The organism is Achromobacter spanius (assembly GCF_003994415.1).
GTDB lineage: Bacteria > Pseudomonadota > Gammaproteobacteria > Burkholderiales > Burkholderiaceae_B > Achromobacter > Achromobacter spanius_C.
The window spans coordinates 2,918,206-2,936,450 of the sequence record NZ_CP034689.1 but is presented as its reverse complement, the minus strand read 5'-3'; the positions used below and the strand labels follow the sequence as shown (position 1 = coordinate 2,936,450).

The following is an 18,245-nucleotide window of genomic DNA, read 5'->3' as shown; positions in this document are numbered from 1 at the left end:
CAACGAGTCTCGCGTGGCGATTCTCGACTGGTTGCGGACGCCGCACGAGCACTTCTCCCATCAGGTCACCGGCGATCCACGCGAGATCGGGGTCTGCGTCACGTTACTGACCGAGAAGCTGGGCATGGCGCAGCCCACTGTCAGCCGCCATCTGGAGTTGCTCCGCCGGGCGGAGTTCGTGACGGTCCATCGCATCGGCCGGTGGGCCTTTTTCAAACGCAACGAGGCGGCCATTGCCGCTTACAAGGAGTGGCTCCGTGAACATCTCTGAGGCGGCCGATGCAAAGCTACTACCTGGATTCAAACGACAGTTCGTCGAGATCGATGGCAACAAAATCCTGGCACTTGTCGGCGGGTCCGGCCCGGGCCTTCTGATGTTGCACGGCGATCCACAGACTCATCTCTGCTGGCACGATATCGCACCGAGTCTGACCGACCGCTTCACGGTCGTGCTGACCGACATTCGGGGCCGGGGCGAGAGCCACAAGCCAAAAGCAGGACAGTCGCCCAACCCTTTCGCGAAGCGCACCATGGCCGCTGAACAGATCGCTGTCATGCGTGAATTGGGTTTCAAGCGGTTTTCGCTGGTCGGCCACGACCGCGGAGCACGGGTTGCCCGTCGCATGGCCCTGGATTATCCCCACGCCATCGAACGCCTCTGCGTCATGGACATTGTGCCTGCACTGGACTTCTACGAAAACGCGACGGCCGAGATCGCGCAGGACTATTTTTATTTCTATTTCCTGACCCAGCCTTACCCGCAACCCGACCGCCTGATCGAAGGCGACGCAGAGGCGTTTCAGCGCCAGATTCTTTTTGGGCTCGGTGACAAGCCGGTGCCCTACAACGAGGACGCGCTAGCGGTGTATTTAGAAAGGTCCACGGAACCAGCTTCCATCTTCGCGATGTGCGAGTGCTTCCGCGCGGGCTTTGGCATCGACAGAGAGCATGACGCGGCGGACCGGGCTGCGGGCCGCAAGATTGCCTGCCCCACGCTTGTCCTTTGGGGCGACGCGGGCGTGACTGGACGCCATTTCGACCTTGAAGCGATTTGGAACGCGTGGTGCGAGGACGCTCGCTTTGCGTCCATGCCAAGCGGTCACTTCATTCCGGAAGAGGCCCCCACGAAGCCTTAACCGCGCTCCGCCCCTTCCTTACCGAAGGACAGAATAGGCCATGAAGCAGGCCCTTTTGAGGTACCAAGAACACGATGTAGCCAGGGATGGCTTTATCGAGCACTATTAAATGCCTCGCCAGCGCACAAACAAGCAGTGCGCGATATAGCTCCATCAGACAGTTGGTGCACCACTCAAGCAAGAATGTCCGTAGCGCGGTGGTCTTCCGGCACACCTTGGACGAGAAACACTGTCCCAACGCTGTTTGCCGCTCTTAATGGTTTTATCGCTTGGTAGGCCGGTGACTCATACCAGCGCGACGCACGCTCCAGATCGGGAAACTTGACGACGATCAGGTCTGCCGTTGGCTCGCTCTCCAACGAAAGATACGGCCCGCCGTGGATGATGAACTGGCCTGCGAACGGCTGGAGTGTCGAGTCGATTTGCTCGAGATAGGCGCGGATCTCGTCGTTCAGGTGCGTTTCGGAAATGATGGCGACGGCATAAGCTGGCATGAATGACTCCTGAAGTGACGGTGTTGATAGCTGCGCAACCATGCAATGTGTTGCGGCGATGTGATGCCAGTGTCGACTGGGCGATCCCGTGCGTCGATGACGTCGGAGGTAATCGCGTCGTGTGCCATCCGCTGGCGTACTTCCAATCGCGCGAACGACCGAGGCTTACCGGTTGCCGGGCCAGCCACTGACTACGTCAAGCGCGGAATAGCGTTATTACCTGGCACGTAATCGACCGGGATCGCACGCTGCAGCAACATCACGCTATCGCATTCGACAATGCGTGTCCGCAGCAACCAAACCATTTTTCCAAGGAGATTCCCATGAGCGAAAATGTCCGTCCAAGCATCCCGGCCCAAATTGCCGAGCAATATGTTGGCATTTGGAACGAAAACAATCCGGCACGCCGCCGCACGCTAATCGAACAGACCTTTACGGCGCAGGCCAGTTATCTGGACCCGATCATGCAGGCGGCTGGGCACGATGGCCTTGATGCGATGATCAGTGCCGCCCAAGCACAATTTGCCGGCTTACGCTTTCAGGTGTCCGGAACGCCGGATGGACATCATGACGTCGTTCGCTTTTCGTGGTCCCTTGGTGCAGAGGATGCCGAACACCTGGCGGCTGGCACCGATATTGCCGTAGTAGCGCCGGACGGACGCATCGAACGGATCACGGGCTTTCTTGACAAAATGCCTTCTTGAAGCCGGACGTGTCGTGTGGCAGCTAGTCAGCATGGAGATAGCATGGAACAACAAGACCACGCCCGGCAGGGTGAGCGCGACAGCCGCTACTTTGCCGATTTCGCCACGGCACTGCGCTACTGGCGCGACAAGCGTGGCTATACCCAGCTTCGGCTGTCGAGCGAGAGCGGAATCTCGCAGCGACACATCAGCTTCCTTGAAAGCGGCCGTTCGCAGGCGAGCCGCGAGATGGTTCTGAAACTTGGAATCGTCCTCGACATCCCGCTGCGCGAGCGCAACGTGATGCTGCTGGCGGCCGGCTATGCGCCGGCCTACCGGGAACGCCGCCTGTCCGATCCGGAACTGTCCGCGGTGAAGCAGGCCTTGGACTTCATGCTGGCCCAGCAAGCCCCGTATCCGGCGCTGGTGGTCGATCGGCTGTGGAATCTCGTGATGGCCAATGCGCCGGCGGCAATGATGATGCGCTGGCTGCTCGAAATGCCGAACGGCGCCCCCTTGCCAAGCGAGGGCGTCAATGTGCTGAAACTGATGCTCGATCCGAATGGTGTTCGCAAGCACCTGCTGAACTGGGAAGACGTCTGCGCTGATCTGCTGCATTGGATCCAGCGTGAAGCGATGAGCGACGGCCTCGGGAGCGAGGCGGCGAACTTGCTCGATGAATTGACCGCGTTGCCAGGGATCAGCGAAACAACCCGCGTAGCCAACCTGGATGCGCGTGCGCTGCCCTTCCTACCGATGCAGATTCGCAAGGATGGTGTCGCGCTGAACTTGTTCACTTCGATTGCCACCATGGGCACACCGCACGACGTGACAGTGCACGAGTTGCGGATCGAATCGTTCTTTCCGGCTGACGAGGCCACGGCTCACTGGTTCCGTGAGCGCGCAGCGATGTCGGAACAGGCTTGAAGGAGATGGGGGTACCCGAAGGGGGTAAAGCTGCAGTGGCCGTGTCAGCTTGCACTGCGCTTCCCAGCGCTGCTCCCGCTTTGAGGCGGGAACGGTCATCGACCCGACCCGACCGCCCCTCCTTACTGCTCCCCTTCCCCCGTCACTCCCATCACTTCAGTTCTGGAAAGTCCACCACGGTGTCATTCGCACGATTGAACACGTTCGTGAACGTGATGACGGCGATGGCCAATGCGATATCCACGACGGCCTCGTCCGGATAACCCGCCGCGCGCAAGGCCGTGAATTGCTCGGCGTCGAGGGTGCCTCGGCCTTCTTGAAGGTGCCGGACAAATTGGATCAGCGCATCGCGCTTTGCATCGCCGGTCGGCTGCAGCGCCCTGATGGCGCGCACGGTGTCCACGGGCAGGCCGGATGCCTTGCCCGCCAGGCTGTGTGCAGCGACGCAGTAGTCACAACCGGCAATCGCGCTCACCACCAACTTGATGGTTTCGCGGTCCTGCGCGGACAGGACGCCTTGCGCCAGCACCGCGTCGGCGGATAGCATCGCCTTAAGTGCGGGCGTATTCAAGGCGCCAATGGCGGCATAGGCATTAGGGACCATGCCCACCGCTTTGCGGATAGCGGCGAAAACGTCGGCGGTTTCACCGGAGGCGCTAGCGGCGGCGGGCGTGTTGATACGGGAAGTCATTTTCTTGGTTCCTTTCAAAGTGGTGTTGCTGAAATCCGGCAGCGGTGAACCCGCCGATACAGAGAAATTCAAGTTCTACGCGCAAAGGCGGCGTTCAGGCCCAAGGCGATCAGTTCCGCCATGGCCGCCACGACGCCAATTGCCCAAATGGCGCCAGCGCCCAACACGGCGGCCCCCAGGGCGCTGCCGATTGAAAATCCGAAATACATCGTCGAGGTGTTAAGCGCTAGCGCAACGGGCGCTTGCGAGGGGACGCCCGCGCCGATAAGCCGTGCCATCTGCGCGGGAAAGAATGACCACACGGTGAAGCCCCACACGGCGACGGCGGCCAGGACCAGACCCAGTGAAACTCCCGGTGGCAGCGCCGTTGCAACGGCCAAAGCCAGGAACGACAACGCCAACAGCACGAGCGACCCGCGCACCACCGTGCCTGCCCCGAAGCGATCGTTGAGGACCCCACCCGTCATGACCCCAGCCGCTGCACAAAGCCCCCAGAGCGAGACAGACGCGGTGATCTCCAATGGGCCGAAGGCCAACACGGCGCTCAGATACTCGGCGATATACGGGTAGGCAGCAAAGGCGCCGATTGACCAGAACAGGCTGACCGCCAGCAAGCGCAATACGGAACGCTGCGCCACCACCGAGACACGTTCGCGCAAACTGGCCACCGCGATGCCCTGCCCCGCGTCACGGTCGATGCCGGTCAAAATGCCTGCAATGGCCACCAGGCTCATCGCGCCGACCAGCAGAAAGGTTGCCCGCCAGCCGAACGCGTGGCCGATCAGTCCGCCAAGCGGCAGGCCCAGTGCGATGGCCAATGTCTGCCCCCCACTGACAATGGCAAGCGCACGCCCCCGCATCGTGGGCGGGACGATGACGCCGGCCAGGCCATTGGCGGCGGGCACATATAGCCCCGCCGCAATGGCCATCAGCACGCGCGCGGCGATCAGCACGGTGAACGACGAAGACAGCGCGGCCACGACGTTGCCAATGGCGAACAGGGCCATCGCAATCAGCAGCACCTGCTTGCGGGCCATGCGGCCGGTGGCCACGGTGGTCACCGGCGACGACAATGCCAGCACCAGCGTGAACACGATCACCAACAGCGCGATGGTGGGCACGGGCAGCGCAAAGTCCTTCGCCATGACCGGCAGCAAGGGCGCGATCATGAAGCCTTCGGTGCCAATGGCGAACGTTCCCAAGGCCAGGAATCCCGCGGGCAGCAACACCGTGCGCGAATCGTCGGCAAGCGTTGCGGTCATGACGCAACTCTCCTACAAATGCAGTCTGTGCGGGCGCGAGCCCGCCTGTCAGGCGTCTTAGACGGGGATGGGATTGGCGGCGATTTCAGTGTTGAAACCGTCAATCAGCGCATGTTCACCAATGCCAGGGTTGTCGCGCAGGGCACGAATCGCCTCAACAAATACTTCCGGTGCGTCGGTTGCCAACCCCTTCATCGTTTCGGCGATGAAGGCGTCCAGCGGCATGGCGCGAGGGTCACCGCTCTTCTTGATCAGGTCGGTGTCGACCCACGGCGGCGCGATTTCCTGGACGGACACGCTGGTGCCTTTGAGCATGAAGCGTTGCGACAAGGCATACGAGTGCAGCGCCGCCTTCGAGGCGGAATAGACGGCATTGGTGGCAATAGGCACGTAGGCCAGAACCGAGGTGTTGTGAATGATCGTCGCGCGCGGCTGCGCCTTCAGATGCTCGATCAGCGCAGAGGTCAGCCGGATCGGGCCAAGCAGGTTCGTGTCGAGAATCTGGCGCGACACGGCATCATCGATCCGGCCCGAGGGGTCGTCGAACGGCATGATCCCCGCATTGTTGATCAGTACGTTCAGCGTCGGGTAGTCGCGGATCAGTTGCGCGGCAACGCGGTCAATGTCGGCGGCATCCGAGATGTCCAGGGCGACGCCCTCGATCCCCGGATGGGCCGCCGCCACTTCATCCAGCAGCGCCTGACGGCGCCCGGCGATGATGACCTTGTTACCCAGGGAATGAAACTGTTCGGCAAACGCGCGGCCAATGCCCGAGGTGCCGCCCGTGATAAAGATTGTGTTGCCCGTCATCTGCATGATTTGTCCTTGTGTTGCGCCTGGATGGCGCCTTCGATGGACGTACTATGCGCGGGTCGGGTGAAGTCTCAAATGCCATAGATCCGGCAAAAACGGACACGGGTGATAAGCAGGCCGCCCATGGCCGGTCAGGCGGCGTCGCGGTCTTGCATCGACACCAGGCTCCGCTTCACGCTGGCCGGGGGCTGGCCAAGATTGCGCAGGAAGGCGCGCCGCATTCGGTCACGGTCAGCAAAACCCGTGTCACGCGCCACGATTTCCAAAGGGTGACGGCCGTCTTCCAACATGACGCGCGCAGCCTCCAAGCGCAGCATTTCCACGGCCTTGGCCGGAGACCTCCCGGTTTCTTCGCGAAATACCCGGCTGAACTGACGCGGTGACAGGCTGGCAGCTTCGGCAAGCTCTTCGACAGACAAGGGATTGCGCAGGTTTTCACGAGCGTAGGCCAGCGCGCGCTTTACCCGGTCAGAGCGAGGCTCCAGCGCAAGCATCGCCGAAAATTGCGATTGCCCGCCGTGGCGACGATGGTAGACGACAAGCCTGCGAGCCAGTGCCCGGGAAAGCGCAGCCCCATGGTCGTCCTCGATCAGCGCAAGCGTCAGGTCGATGGCCGATGACATTCCCGCCGACGTCCAGATGTTGCCGTCACGGACGAAAATGCGGTCCTCTTCGACCCTGACCTTCGGAAAGCGCGCCCGAAGCGCCGGCGCATGCGCCCAGTGCGTGGTGGCGGTACGGCCGTCAAGCAGACCGGCGTGCGCCAGCACAAAAGCGCCTGTGCATACCCCAGCCACCCGGCGGGCTTGTTCCCCCGCACGGGCGAGATACGCACGCACCCCGGGCGAAATATCCTGGGGCGCCAATTGGCCGGCAACCATCAGCGTATCGGGTATGACACCTAGCGGCGTCGTTTCGATACCTGCGTTCATGGACGACCTGACCGTGCCGCCTTTTTCAGAGAGCACCGTCAGCCGATAGCCCTTATCGCCCAACTCAGTATTGGCGAGCTCAAAGGCAGAGAGCGCCGCCAAACCCATCAGCTGGAAGCCATCTTCCAGGATTAAACCAACGTGCCGCATCATGCTTCCTTTTCAGGCAATGAAAGATCAGCTTAATCCGGCACGGGGAACGGCATCCACGTTGTTGAAAAATATCGGCCCACTTTGTTGCGCCATTTGGACGTCGAAAGCCATCCTTCGTTATTCCTGTTTCCGGCAATCGCGCAGCAGCGCATAAAGCCCCGCCGCCCCAAAAGCCGCCATACCCAGGCCCACGCTGACGAACAGCCCGGTCTGCGTGGTGGCGATCAGCCCCCCACCCAACGCCACCACCGTGCGCGCCAAGGCGCCCGCCAACGGTACCGCCATCTTGCCGGTGCCCTGCGCGGCACAGTACTGGGTGAATCCAAGCCCGAAGAAGCCAAAAAAGGGGCCGACATGGCGCAGGTAAACGCTTCCCGTCGCCACACTTTCGGGGTCCGTCAAAAACGCGCCCAGCCATAACTCGGGCCATATCGCAACCACCAACCCAATAGCCTCGGCAACGGCGAACCCCAGACAGGCTGCGATCAACGCGGCGCGGCGTGCGCGATCGATCCTGCCCGCCGCCGCGTTGGTGCCAATCAGGATCGCGGCAGGCCCGCCGATGCCGAAACTGAGCGGCACCAACAAGAATTCCAATCGCGCAGCCGCGCCGTACCCGGCCACGGCCGCCAGACCGTACGACCCAACGTAGCCGGTAACGATGGCGATGGTGAGATTGGTACTTGTCGCGATAAGGGCCGACACGCCGCCGACCTTGAGAATGTCGGCAAATAGCCGACGTTGCAGCCGCACCGGTCTGGCAGCCGGCTGCAGCACCCCTTGGCCACGCCAAAGATATATTGCGAAAACCAGGCTACCAACGGCGTAATACAAGACCATTGCCAACGCGCCGCCTGTCACGCCCAGCCCCCGAAAGCCTGCCGCGCCAAAGATCAGCAGCCACGATACCGGTATCAGGATGACCCCGCCGCCGCACACCACCCGCATCGGCAAGCGCACATTTCCACTGCCCCGGATGACCGCCAGCAGTGCGTTGAACAGCCAAATCAGCGGTGCCCCGCCAAAGACGACGGCGGCATAGTGGTCGGCGTGCGCAAGCGCGGCGCCGCTGGCCCCCATGGCACTGAAAGCCACGGTGCCAAAAGCCAAGACGAGCCCCGCCGTGACAAGCCCAAACGCCACCGCAATCGCGACAGCATGCCAAACCAGCGCGTTGGCTTGCACGCGGTCGTTGCGCCCCAGCGCCCGCGCAACCGCGCCAAGCATTCCCCCACCCACCGCGCCGGTCGCAAGCGCCGTCGTCAACGCCAGCAATGGAAACACAACCGACACACCAGCGAGCACGTCTTCACCAAGCTGGGAGAGAAACCACACCTCCATCAGTCCGACAAAGGTTTGGTGTCATCGCCGATGTAATACTGACCCACCCCGTCGGAGTAAATCTGACCCACCTGGGCAATGATGGTGGCCTTTTGGCCGCCGAAGATGTTGACTCAGGAGCAAGCAGTGGAGATCAAGGTAATGGCGCGTCGTGGCGTCAGTATTCGGGAGATGGCCAGACAGTTGGGCTGCTCACGCAACACGATCAGGCGATATCTGCGTGAGGCCGATGCCCAGCAGTACAAGCCACGCGAGGCGCGCACAACCAAGCTGGATCCGTACAAGGACTACCTTCATGGCCGCATCGAAGCGGCGCGGCCACACTGGATCCCAGCGGCTGTGTTGTTGCGCGAGATACAGGAACTGGGCTACCCCGGTGGCGTGACGCAACTCAAGGAGTTCTTGGGCGGCTACGGGTATCACTACAAGGTTATGCGGACTGCGGCGAAGGAGAAAATCAACACCGACGCACCGCTTCTATTAGTGTACGAGGAGGCTCATAAGTACGTGCCAAACAGCGACCTGGCGCGTTTTCGTGCGTCCAAGTTCTCAATCGAGCGCATCGCCAAGGAAGGTCGCAAGTACGGCGTGACGCTGCTCCTTTCGAGTCAGCGGCCGTCCGAGATTTCCGAGACTATCTTTTCCCAGTGCAGTAACTTCCTGGCAATGCGCCTGACCAATCCGAGTGACCAAAGCTACGTTGCGCGCCTTCTGCCCGATACGCTCGGCAACCTGTGCGACAAACTCCCGACCTTGGGTGCCGGGGAGGCGCTGCTGATTGGTGAATCTGTGGTGATGCCGTCGTTGATCAAGGTTCAGCATTGCGATCCACCGCCGTCATCGACCGACATCCCCTACTACCAGCTATGGAAGGAAGAGTGGAAGGAGCTCAACTTTGGGGAGATCAGGAAAGCTTGGCTCAAGGAATAGTGGAAAGCCGTCAGTCTTCCCGTGTACCGAGATTTGCTGATAGGCGAATGTCCGGATCTTTTAACATTCGATCTATCCGCTATGGGGCAGGAACGCGTCATGTGGTGAACAGAGCCGCGAGTGACAGGAAAGGTAAGCTATCGCCGCACAGCAAGCATTGGCTCCTGGCGCGCGAACGGCCGCTTCAGGTCGCCCTCGGCCTTTCGACAAGGACGGCTCGCGGCCAGAAGCAGATATTTAGAATTCTTGTATTCCTTGGTCGACAGGCCATGAATTGACGCCTGTTTTTCAGCAAAGCCGGAGAAAGCAACTATGTGGAACAGAAATCAGAGTACTGGCCCTGGCGGCGGGCGTTCAATTGGTCCAGGGGGAGGAATGTCAATTGGGCCTGGTGGCGGAGCATCCATTGGCCCTGGCGGTGGAATGTCTATAGGTCCAGGTGGAGGGATGTCTATCGGTCCAGGCGGCGGTCTTTCCATTGGCCCAGGTGGCGGTCTATCTATTGGACCAGGTGGTGGTCTTTCCATTGGTCCCGGGGGTGGATTGTCTACGGGACCTGGTGGCGGACTATCCATTGGTCCCGGAGGAGGTATGTCGATGGGACCTGCGCCATATATGAGCAATATTCCGCCCTGGCCAGTCTTTATTCAAGAGTTACGCAAGCGCGGAATGAACCGAGAGGCAGACTTGATTGAGCAGCATCTTCCAAGGTAGCTGGCTCTAGTCTGGTGCTTTGGATAGCCGCTTTATGGCTGTGTGCGTAGTTCGTCTTACAGCAACTACAAGAGGGGCAATCGTTGCTTATCAGGCATCGACAAGTCAGGCTCGAACGGCAGCTTCGGGTCGAAACCCGACCATGACGCAATCCCCACCCCTCCCCGCTTCCCCATTGCCCTATACTCCCCCCACTACCGCACCAACGGTAGCTCGGTGTGGAAGCCGAAAAGCTATAGGCGGACAGCCGCCGCTCAGGCGGCATTTTTTCGTTCGCGCGTCTTTGCACGTCCCTATGGGCGGGCCTTGACGGGGGTGCGCTTGCGCACGCCGGGTCCTATAGCTCCGGTCTTCCAACCTTGTCTCGTGCCCGCCCACCCCGTTTGGAAGCGGGGAGCGGGTTCGTCGCCACTATAGGTAGGAGGCACTCATGACGCAGCACCCTTTCACGCAAAACCCCTGGTCTGTCGACACCGACCCTGAACTCGGCGTCGTCGCCTTGGCGCATCTTCATCACGTCGATCGCACCCGCCACGCCATTGACGCCATCGCGCGCTTGGTCGGCAACAGCGCATTCGAACCTGACGCAACAGGAGCGGCGCCCTTGGATGCATGGACAGTCGCCGCGCTGATGGGCGGGGTTCAAAGTTTGTGTGATTACGTTGGCACGTTGACCGATGCCATGTTGGAACAGTCGCGCTCTGCCGACGATGATGCCCCAGCCGAATTGGAACGGTCTCTATACGACGTTCCAGCGTCCATTCAATAGCCCCCCACATGCCCATCAACTTCCAACCCATCGAAGACGGTTTCATGGACCTCGTGCGCCCTCACCCCGCGTTCGCCGGTTGGCGCAAGCGCAAGCGTTGCCTGTGGCGCACGATTAACGAGGTGGACCAGGGCTTGGTACTCAACCGCTACATGGACTCGTTCGAGAACCGGCAACTGGTCTCGATCGGCGTCTACGTTTCCGTACCGCATAAAGGCGAATGGCCCGTCTACGTGCCCACCGAAGTCTGGGACAAGGGTCGGCTCTATCGACGTGCGTATCTCGTACCTGGCCAGGGTCTGGTTCCGGAAGACACGTTTGCCAGCGGCGCGCCGGTGGCGCTGTGCGAACCCGAAGAACTACCCGCTTGGCTGGCCACGCTGCCGGACGATATCGACCAGCACATTGCGCCTTGGTTCAAGCAATTTGAGACGCTGAAAGCCGCCACATACGACTATCAAATTCCGAAATGGCGGCTACAGAAGGCCGGGCTGATTCCCTGAACTAACAATAGTGTCAGTCTGACACCTTATCTCGGCGGTCAGCCCGGACCGTCGCTCGCAGCCGCAAGAAGCGGCACCAAGATGTCGCTGATCGGCGTCGGAACGCCATGCGCCCGGCCGCGACGCGCGATGATGCCGTTGCGAATATCCCATTCCAGTGGCCGGCCAGCTTCGCGATCCGCGAGGATGGACGTGCCCATGTCCGCGGGTGCCGACTGGAATTTGTCGAGAATCTCTTGCGGCACTTCGTCGCCAAGTTCAATGCCCTCTGCGCGCGCCACGGCCAAGCATTCCCGCAGGTAGGCCAGCGCCAGCCCGGCGATGTCAGGCCGGCCGAACATGCCCGAGCGACGAGACGTGAGCACCATGAGTCCCGCCACGGCGTTCTGCATCAGCTTGCGCCAGGCGAGAGCGCTGAAGTTTTCGGCCAAGTCCACGTAGCACTGCGTGCCTTGCAGCGCTTCGGCCACGACGCGGGAAGCAGACGTATCAGGCAGCGTCAGGCGCACGTCGCCGCGCAGGCGTACCGAGCCATCGGATTGCGCCTGTGCCGGAAACCACACGACAGCGGGAACGATTCGTCCGCGTGGAGCGCGCGGTCCAACCTTCTCTAACTGCTCGAGCCCGTTCTGCAAGACGCACACGACTGTCTCTGGGCCGACCAGCACGGCGAGCCATTCGGCTGCCGCCTCGATCTGCGTGGTCTTGACGGCAAGAAAGACAAGATCAGCCGTACGAGTAATCTGCGTTGGGGTCGTCCGAACCGGACCGGGGACGGTCGTAGCGCCGCCGCCCTCTAGCAGCGTCAGGTGATTGCGGGGAGTCCGTCCACACAGCAATGGCGTGCGGCCGACCTTATGCAGCATCGCCGCGACTGTGGTGCCGATCGCACCAGGACCCACTACAGCAATAGGGTTGGTTTCAGTGTTCATCAAAGCGGATTCCTTTGTGGGCCGTCTCGCGTGTCGCATGATGGGTGCCGTGGTGGCGCCAATTATCCGTCCAGCTTGAATTGCCGGCGAGCATTGGATAGATGCTTCGGTCGTTATTTAATACACACTATGATTGCAAAAAAGTAAATCAACAGAGGGCAGCCATGCCACGGCCCGATCTCAATCTTCTTCTGGCGCTGGATGCGCTGCTCGACGAGGGCAGCGTTATCGGCGCCGCGCGCCGCATGCACTTGAGTGCGCCCGCGATGAGCCGCACCTTGAGCCGCATCCGCGAGGCGCTGGGCGATCCCGTGTTCGTCCAGGTCGGCCGCAAGCTCATGCCTACACCCAAAGCGTTGGCACTGCGCGAACAGGTGCGGGTGGCGGTCGAACAGGCCTCGCAGGTGTTCGCTTCCGATGCCGAGATCGACCTGAAATCGCTGGATCGGCGTTTCAACGTGCGCGCCACCGATGAGTTTGTGAGTATCCATCTGGGCCATCTTCTGGATGCGATGGCACGGGACATGCCACGGGCGATGCTGCGCTTTTCGCCGGAGGAAGACGACGTGGACGAAGAGGCGCTGCGCAGTGGTCGCATCGACCTGTTCATCAGCGCCTCGCGCAAGCTGGGGCCCGAGATTCGCGTGCAGTCCCTGTTCACCACGACGTTCGCGGGTGTCGCGCGCGGCAACCATCCGATTTTCGACGACGAGATCACGCCCGAACGCCTTACGCGCTGGGAGCACATCAACGTGTCGCGGCGTGGCAAGGCCGCCGGGCCGCTGGATGACGCACTGGAAGCGCAGGGCCTGCGCCGGCACGTCGCCCTGGTGGTGCCCAATCCGTACACGGCGCTGTTCGCATTGCAGGATTCGGATCTGCTGCTGCCCCTGCCCCGGCATCTGGCAAGCGCCGCGCTGTCCGCGGGCCTGCGTATTCGCGTGTTCGACCTACCGACGCCGCTGGAAACGGTGCTGCTGACACAGGCCTGGCATCCGCGCCTGGAGGGTGATCCGGCTCATCAATGGTTGCGGAAAACCATCCATACGCTCTCAAACGAGAGCCAGGCACAGGCAGCCAAGCGCGCCAAGCCATAGGAAGGTGCTTGCCCCAATGCGTGCGTCTTACGCAATCGTTGGAGTGCAATAAATTCACTTTTCGGAATGATTGGCCCTACCTACAGTGATGCGTATTGATCTCTGTAGAAGGGTTGCAACGTGCATTCGGCGAACGTGCCTGAAGCAAATTCGGGCGTCTCTCCACGCCTTTCCCGATTTCGGGACGGCTTGGCGCGTGGGCTGCCTTATCTTGATCTGACGACGCCACGCGCAACCTACGTAATGCGTTCGATCCTGGCCGCTTGCCTGGCCTTGGTGGTGGCCTATCTGCTGGAATTGCACGCGCCCTACGCGGCGGCTTCCAGCGTGCTGCTCGTCATCAACCCTGTCCAGGGCGGCGTGATCGGCAAAGGGGTGTGGCGGGTGCTGGGCACGCTGGTCGGGATGCTGGCGGCCTTCGTGCTGATGAGCGCCTTCGGCCAAATGCCCTGGCTCTTTCTGTTCGGGTTCGGCGTATGGCTGGGGGTGTGCGTGGTGGGCATGACGCTGCTGCGTCATTTCCGGGCCTATGGCGCCACGCTGGCGGGCTATACCGTGGGCTTGGCGGCCTACGGCGCCATGCAGCATCCGGAACGCACCTTCGATCAGGTGATGGGGCGTGGCACGTCCGTGCTGATCGGCGTGGTTTGCCTGGCGCTGGTGTCGGCCGTGTTCAGCAGCCGCAGCGTACATAGCCGCCTGGCCATACTGCTCGAGCGCCTTGCGGCCGCCACGGCGGGCGTGTTGGCGACGCATCACCAGGCTATTCAAGGCAGCGCCGAGCCGGGCGCCAAGCCCCTGGATGCCGGACGACGCTCGCTCATCACCGAGGTGTATGGCGTGGACGATCTGCTGGCGCTGGGCAAGGCCGAGTCCGCTGATCTGGCCCATCGTGCCGGCACGGTGCGGCACACGATGGTGTCGCTGTTTTCGGCCTTGGTGGGCGGCGCGCCGCCCCTGCGCGAACACAGCGCCGGTCTCGCTGTGCTGAGTGCGTTGCAGCCGGACTGGGAGGAAGCATGGCGGGAGGTCGCGCAGGCTCTGGCGCAGGAACGCGGCTCGGCCGAGCGCGGCCCGACAGGACACGGCCCGACCTCAACGACACGAGCCATCGAACGACTGAACGCCCTGCGCGCCCGGCTGGTGGCGGTCCTGTCCGCGACCTCGCTGGACGATGCCTCCGAGCAAGCCGCCTTGATGATCGCAGGCGATCGCTTGATCGAGCAACTGGACGATTACCTGCAAGCCATCGAAGGTATCGAGCGCTTCCACCAAGCCACACCAACGCCGGCGCGCGTGTCCGTGCCGTTTCACCGCGACACGGTGGCGGCTTTCCAGAATGGCCTGCGCGCCTTGTTGACTGTGTTGATGGGAGGCGCCTTCTGGATCGCCACCGGCTGGACGGAAGGCAACATGATGCTGGCGGGCTTGGCGGCGGCATGCGCCCTGCTGTCCACTGCGCCCAATCCCGCGCTGGGCGCGGTCGAATTCATCAAGGGCACGGTGGCCGCCGTGGCGATGGCCTTTCTATGCACTTTCATCGTGCTGCCGCACGTCTCGGGCCTGCCGCTGCTGCTGGTGACCCTGAGCCTGTTCTGGTTGCCTGGCGTGTATGCCACCACGATGCCGCGCTATGCGCTGGCGGGCGTGGCCTATCTGGTGGCGTTCACGACACTGGCGGCGGCGGACAACCCCATGCGCTACGACTTTGCCCTGTTCCTCAATGGCGCGGTGGCCTGGATCCTGGCGACATGTTTTACGCTGCTGGGCTTCAAGATCGTGCTGCCGCGCAACGGGGCGCGCGACGTCACGCGCTTGCGCCAGCGCATCCGCGACGCGGCGCTGGCCACCTTGCGCAACGAGCCGCCCGATGCACCAGCTTGGCAATGGCGCCAGCAACACCGCATCGCGCAACTTGGCGCCTTGCTCAGGACGCAGCCGCAGGCGATGGATCGCGCCATCGCCCAGGCGCTGACCAGCCTGCATCTGGGTCGGGAAATCCTGCGCCTGCGACGCTGGCTGCGCCAGGCGCGCCAGGACGCCGAATGGCCGCGCGCGGTGGCGCGCACGCTGCGCCATCTGCGCCAGCGGGCCGATGATCCCGCGCGAGCCGCACGCCATGCCCGCCGCGCAGCGACCTCTTTGGCGCGTTTGCCGGTGCGGTCCAACGCCACGATGGCTGAGGTACGGCGCGTGGCGGTCGTGCTGCTCGACATCGCCGCGCTGCTGGAACGCCATGCGAACGACGTTCCGTATTCCTCTGAAGGCCACACCCATGCTCAGTGAATTTTCTTTGGCCGGCATCTACCTGCCGCCGTTCCTTGTGTACGCCTGCCTGGCGCTGCCTATCTATATGGGCCTTCGCTTCGTGTTGGTGCGTTGCGGGGTGCTGCGCTGGGTGTGGCATCCGGGCCTGTTCGAGTTCGCCATTTCCCTTTGCCTTGTTTCCCTGTTGGTGCTTTATGTCTGAACGTTCATTTCCCGCCAAACTCCTGCTGCGCGCAGGTCTCACCCTGGCGGTGGTCGTTGCTGCCGGGTTTCTGGTCAGCGCGCTGTGGCGCGCCTACGTCGTCGCCCCCTGGACCCGCGATGGCCGTGTCAGCGCGCAGATCGTGCGTATCGCTCCCGAGGTGTCAGGCACCGTCGTCGAGGTCTCGGTCATGGACGATCAATACGTCAAACAAGGTGACCTGCTCTATCGCATCGACAATGCCAGCTTCGCGCTGGCGTTGGCCCAGGCCGAAGCGCAGTTGGCGTCAGCCGAGGTGTCCTTGCGCCAGAAAACCGACGAGGCGCGGCGACGCCGGGGCATGGAAAGCCTGGTGCCGGCCGAAGACATCCAGCGGGCGAACCAGGCGGCCGCAATCGCCCGGGCCGACCTAAGCAGTGCACAGGTCGCCGTGGACCGAGCGAAGCTGGATCTTGCACGCACTGAACTGCGTGCGCCAACCGATGGCTACGTCACGCGCCTGCGATTGAACAAGGGCGACTACGCCGTGACAGGCCAGCCCAACATCGCCCTGATCGACGCCCACAGCTTCTGGATCACCGGCTACTTCGAGGAAACCAAACTGCGCGGCATCCAACCCGGCGCGGCGGCGCGGATCCGCCTGATGGGGTACGACCAGGTGTTGCCGGGGCGGGTGGCCAGCATCGGGCGAGGCATTACCGACAGCAACCAGCAGGCCGACGCGCAAGGCCTGCCAAGCGTGGAACCCAGCTTCAGTTGGGTGCGGCTGGCGCAGCGCATCCCGGTGCGCGTCGAATTCGAGCATGTCCCGCATGACGTCCTGCTGGCGGCCGGCATGACCGGCAGCATCGAGGTCACGCCCTCGCCAGGCGCGCCGGTGCCCCAGGGCCGCCTGATCTCGCTGCTACACCGCTGGATGTGAGGACAAGGCCATGCATGCACCTATCCCTCGCACCCAGTCGCGCCTTCGGCAGGCGCTGCTTCTTTCCCTGTTGGCATTCCTGACCGGCTGCACCACGGTGGGCCCGGACTACCGCACGCCGACGATGGATGCGCCCGCGCACTGGATTGAGGCCGACGCCGCCATGTCCGATGGCGACCACGATGGCCTGCGCACTTGGTGGCGCACCTTCCAGGACCCCTTGCTGGACCGCCTGGTCGCACAGGCCCTGGCGCACAATCAGGATCTGGACATCGCCTTGGCACGCCTGCGCCAGGCCCGCGCCGAGCGCGTGCAAATCGCCTCGGCCGCCATGCCCGAGGTCTCGGCCGGAGCTGGCGGCGAGGCAACACGCGGCAGCAAGGCACTCAGCTCGCAGCCTGGCGGACAGGCGCGAGCCTGGCATCTGGGCTTGGATGCGAGTTGGGAGCTGGACCTGTTCGGCGGCACGCGCCGGGCGGTCGAGGCCGCCGATGCCGGCATCCAGGCCTTGGCCGAGGACCATCGTGCGCTCCAAGTAAGTCTGGTCGCCGAGCTGGTGGCCGATTACGCCGGGCTGCGTGCCGCGCAACTGCGCCTGGCCATCGCACAAGACAACATTCGTACGCTGGCCGAAACCGAGCGCTTGGCTGAACAAGCGCACCGCAGTGGCCTGGGCACGCTGGCCGACGTCACCCTGGCACGCGCCGAGCGCGAAACCGCCGAGGCGCAGCCGCCCTTGCTGGACGCGGAAATCGCCCGTTTCAGCCATGCCATCGGTGTGCTGGCCGGCGGGTTTCCTGGGGACTGGCATGCCGACCTTGCAACGTCCGCGCCGGCTTTGCCCATGCCAGCCGACCTGCCGCTGTCGCTGCCGTCAGACGTCATTCGCCAACGCCCCGACCTGCGCGCGGACGAACGACGCCTGGCCGCCGCCACCGCGCAAATCGGCGTGGCGCAGGCCGCACGCTTTCCCACATTCCGTATTCCCTTGGGGCTGGGCACCACCGCCAGCGTCATCCACGACCTGTTCTCAGGCGCCAGCCTGGCGTGGTCGGCGGCCGTGCAGGGCAACCAGTCGCTCTACGACGCCGGCCGCGCGCGCGCAGGCGTGACCGCGGCACAGGCGAACGCCGACGCCGTACGGCGCGTCTACGAGCGGGACGTACGTTTGGCGCTGCGCGACGTGGAAGACGCCTTGACCGCATGGACCAGCCAACGCCAACGACAAGCCGCGTTGCAGAAGGCCGTGGCCGCCAGCCAACAAGCCCTGGAACAGACCCGCCAACTCTACGCGCGCGGGTTAAGCGCTTACCTGCCGGTGCTGGTAGCGCAGCGCAGCCTGAACCAGGCACGCGATGCGTTGGCCATCAGCCAGTTGGGGCAATTGCAAGGAGGCATTGCCTTGTACAAGGCGTTGGGGGCTGGGTCGTCGGACACGGCATTGGCCCCTTAGATGCCGGTGTAAGCAGCCGGCAA

At 62.9% G+C, this 18,245-nt stretch carries 18 protein-coding genes and 1 pseudogene; 12 read left to right on the top strand and 7 right to left on the bottom strand.

Features of this window, described 5'->3' with window-relative positions; all coding sequences use genetic code 11:
* The first annotated feature begins 13 nt into the window (after window positions 1-13).
* Together ELS24_RS13580 and ELS24_RS13575 are read left to right on the top strand one after the other, a co-directional pair.
* The gene (locus ELS24_RS13580; RefSeq protein WP_240669504.1) at window positions 14-271 is read left to right on the top strand and encodes an ArsR/SmtB family transcription factor; all 258 of its coding nucleotides are present in this window, start codon (window positions 14-16) and stop codon (window positions 269-271) included.
* Window positions 258-1,136, top strand: a complete 879-nt coding sequence (locus ELS24_RS13575; RefSeq protein ID WP_127184403.1) for an alpha/beta fold hydrolase — start codon at window positions 258-260, stop codon at window positions 1,134-1,136. Before ELS24_RS13580 ends, ELS24_RS13575 begins: the two co-directional genes overlap by 14 nt.
* A gap of 173 nt (window positions 1,137-1,309) precedes the next feature.
* On the opposite strand, the gene ELS24_RS13570 is transcribed toward ELS24_RS13575, so the two are convergent.
* Window positions 1,310-1,630: a DUF1330 domain-containing protein gene (locus tag ELS24_RS13570; protein WP_127184402.1), complete on the bottom strand. Its 321-nt coding sequence runs from the start codon at window positions 1,628-1,630 to the stop codon at window positions 1,310-1,312.
* A 323-nt stretch (window positions 1,631-1,953) separates the two neighbouring features.
* Here ELS24_RS13570 and ELS24_RS13565 point away from each other — a divergent pair, with 323 nt between their 5' ends.
* Window positions 1,954-2,334: a nuclear transport factor 2 family protein gene (locus ELS24_RS13565; RefSeq protein WP_127184401.1), complete on the top strand. Its 381-nt coding sequence runs from the start codon at window positions 1,954-1,956 to the stop codon at window positions 2,332-2,334.
* A 42-nt stretch (window positions 2,335-2,376) separates the two neighbouring features.
* Window positions 2,377-3,240 (top strand): helix-turn-helix domain-containing protein, encoded by an 864-nt coding sequence (locus ELS24_RS13560; RefSeq protein WP_127184400.1) that lies wholly within the window; start codon window positions 2,377-2,379, stop codon window positions 3,238-3,240.
* A 151-nt stretch (window positions 3,241-3,391) separates the two neighbouring features.
* Here the strand turns inward: ELS24_RS13560 and ELS24_RS13555 are convergent, their stop codons facing one another.
* The 5 genes from ELS24_RS13555 to ELS24_RS13535 form a co-directional block, all read right to left on the bottom strand.
* Entirely contained in the window at window positions 3,392-3,931 is a 540-nt protein-coding gene (locus tag ELS24_RS13555; protein WP_127184399.1) for a carboxymuconolactone decarboxylase family protein, read from the bottom strand.
* 68 nt (window positions 3,932-3,999) lie between these two features.
* Window positions 4,000-5,193 carry an MFS transporter gene (locus tag ELS24_RS13550; RefSeq protein ID WP_127184398.1) on the bottom strand — a complete coding sequence of 398 codons (1,194 nt, stop codon included), beginning with the start codon at window positions 5,191-5,193 and terminating at the stop codon, window positions 4,000-4,002.
* Window positions 5,194-5,250: 57 nt separating this feature from the next.
* Window positions 5,251-6,009, bottom strand: coding sequence for an SDR family oxidoreductase (locus ELS24_RS13545; RefSeq protein WP_127184397.1), 759 nt, complete (start codon window positions 6,007-6,009; stop codon window positions 5,251-5,253).
* A 128-nt stretch (window positions 6,010-6,137) separates the two neighbouring features.
* A complete protein-coding gene (locus ELS24_RS13540) occupies window positions 6,138-7,088 on the bottom strand; it encodes a GlxA family transcriptional regulator (protein ID WP_127186328.1) in 951 nt (316 codons plus the stop codon).
* Between the two features lie 120 nt (window positions 7,089-7,208).
* Window positions 7,209-8,426 carry an MATE family efflux transporter gene (locus ELS24_RS13535; RefSeq protein WP_164741252.1) on the bottom strand — a complete coding sequence of 406 codons (1,218 nt, stop codon included), beginning with the start codon at window positions 8,424-8,426 and terminating at the stop codon, window positions 7,209-7,211.
* A 111-nt stretch (window positions 8,427-8,537) separates the two neighbouring features.
* Between ELS24_RS13535 and ELS24_RS31080 the strand changes: the two are divergent.
* The 3 genes and pseudogenes from ELS24_RS31080 to ELS24_RS13515 form a co-directional block, all read left to right on the top strand.
* Window positions 8,538-8,837: pseudogene (locus ELS24_RS31080) on the top strand (helix-turn-helix domain-containing protein); the annotation flags it as partial.
* A 1,669-nt stretch (window positions 8,838-10,506) separates the two neighbouring features.
* On the top strand, window positions 10,507-10,845 hold the full coding sequence (locus tag ELS24_RS13520; protein WP_127184394.1) for a hypothetical protein: 339 nt from the start codon (window positions 10,507-10,509) through the stop codon (window positions 10,843-10,845).
* Window positions 10,846-10,853: 8 nt separating this feature from the next.
* Window positions 10,854-11,348, top strand: coding sequence for a hypothetical protein (locus ELS24_RS13515; RefSeq protein WP_127184393.1), 495 nt, complete (start codon window positions 10,854-10,856; stop codon window positions 11,346-11,348).
* A 38-nt stretch (window positions 11,349-11,386) separates the two neighbouring features.
* On the opposite strand, the gene ELS24_RS13510 is transcribed toward ELS24_RS13515, so the two are convergent.
* Window positions 11,387-12,280, bottom strand: a complete 894-nt coding sequence (locus ELS24_RS13510; RefSeq protein ID WP_127184392.1) for an oxidoreductase — start codon at window positions 12,278-12,280, stop codon at window positions 11,387-11,389.
* A 164-nt stretch (window positions 12,281-12,444) separates the two neighbouring features.
* On the opposite strand from ELS24_RS13510, the gene ELS24_RS13505 reads away from it, so the two are divergent.
* The 5 genes from ELS24_RS13505 (at window position 12,445) to ELS24_RS13485 (ending at window position 18,222) form a co-directional block, all read left to right on the top strand.
* Window positions 12,445-13,377 carry a LysR family transcriptional regulator gene (locus ELS24_RS13505; protein ID WP_127186326.1) on the top strand — a complete coding sequence of 311 codons (933 nt, stop codon included), beginning with the start codon at window positions 12,445-12,447 and terminating at the stop codon, window positions 13,375-13,377.
* Between the two features lie 243 nt (window positions 13,378-13,620).
* Window positions 13,621-15,663 carry an FUSC family protein gene (locus ELS24_RS13500; RefSeq protein WP_127184391.1) on the top strand — a complete coding sequence of 681 codons (2,043 nt, stop codon included), beginning with the start codon at window positions 13,621-13,623 and terminating at the stop codon, window positions 15,661-15,663.
* Complete coding sequence (locus ELS24_RS13495) at window positions 15,653-15,847, top strand: DUF1656 domain-containing protein (protein WP_050446448.1); 195 nt, start codon at window positions 15,653-15,655, stop codon at window positions 15,845-15,847. Before ELS24_RS13500 ends, ELS24_RS13495 begins: the two co-directional genes overlap by 11 nt.
* Complete coding sequence (locus ELS24_RS13490) at window positions 15,840-16,769, top strand: efflux RND transporter periplasmic adaptor subunit (RefSeq protein ID WP_127184390.1); 930 nt, start codon at window positions 15,840-15,842, stop codon at window positions 16,767-16,769. Before ELS24_RS13495 ends, ELS24_RS13490 begins: the two co-directional genes overlap by 8 nt.
* A 10-nt stretch (window positions 16,770-16,779) precedes the next feature.
* Window positions 16,780-18,222 carry an efflux transporter outer membrane subunit gene (locus ELS24_RS13485; RefSeq protein WP_127184389.1) on the top strand — a complete coding sequence of 481 codons (1,443 nt, stop codon included), beginning with the start codon at window positions 16,780-16,782 and terminating at the stop codon, window positions 18,220-18,222.
* The last annotated feature ends 23 nt before the right edge of the window (window positions 18,223-18,245 follow it).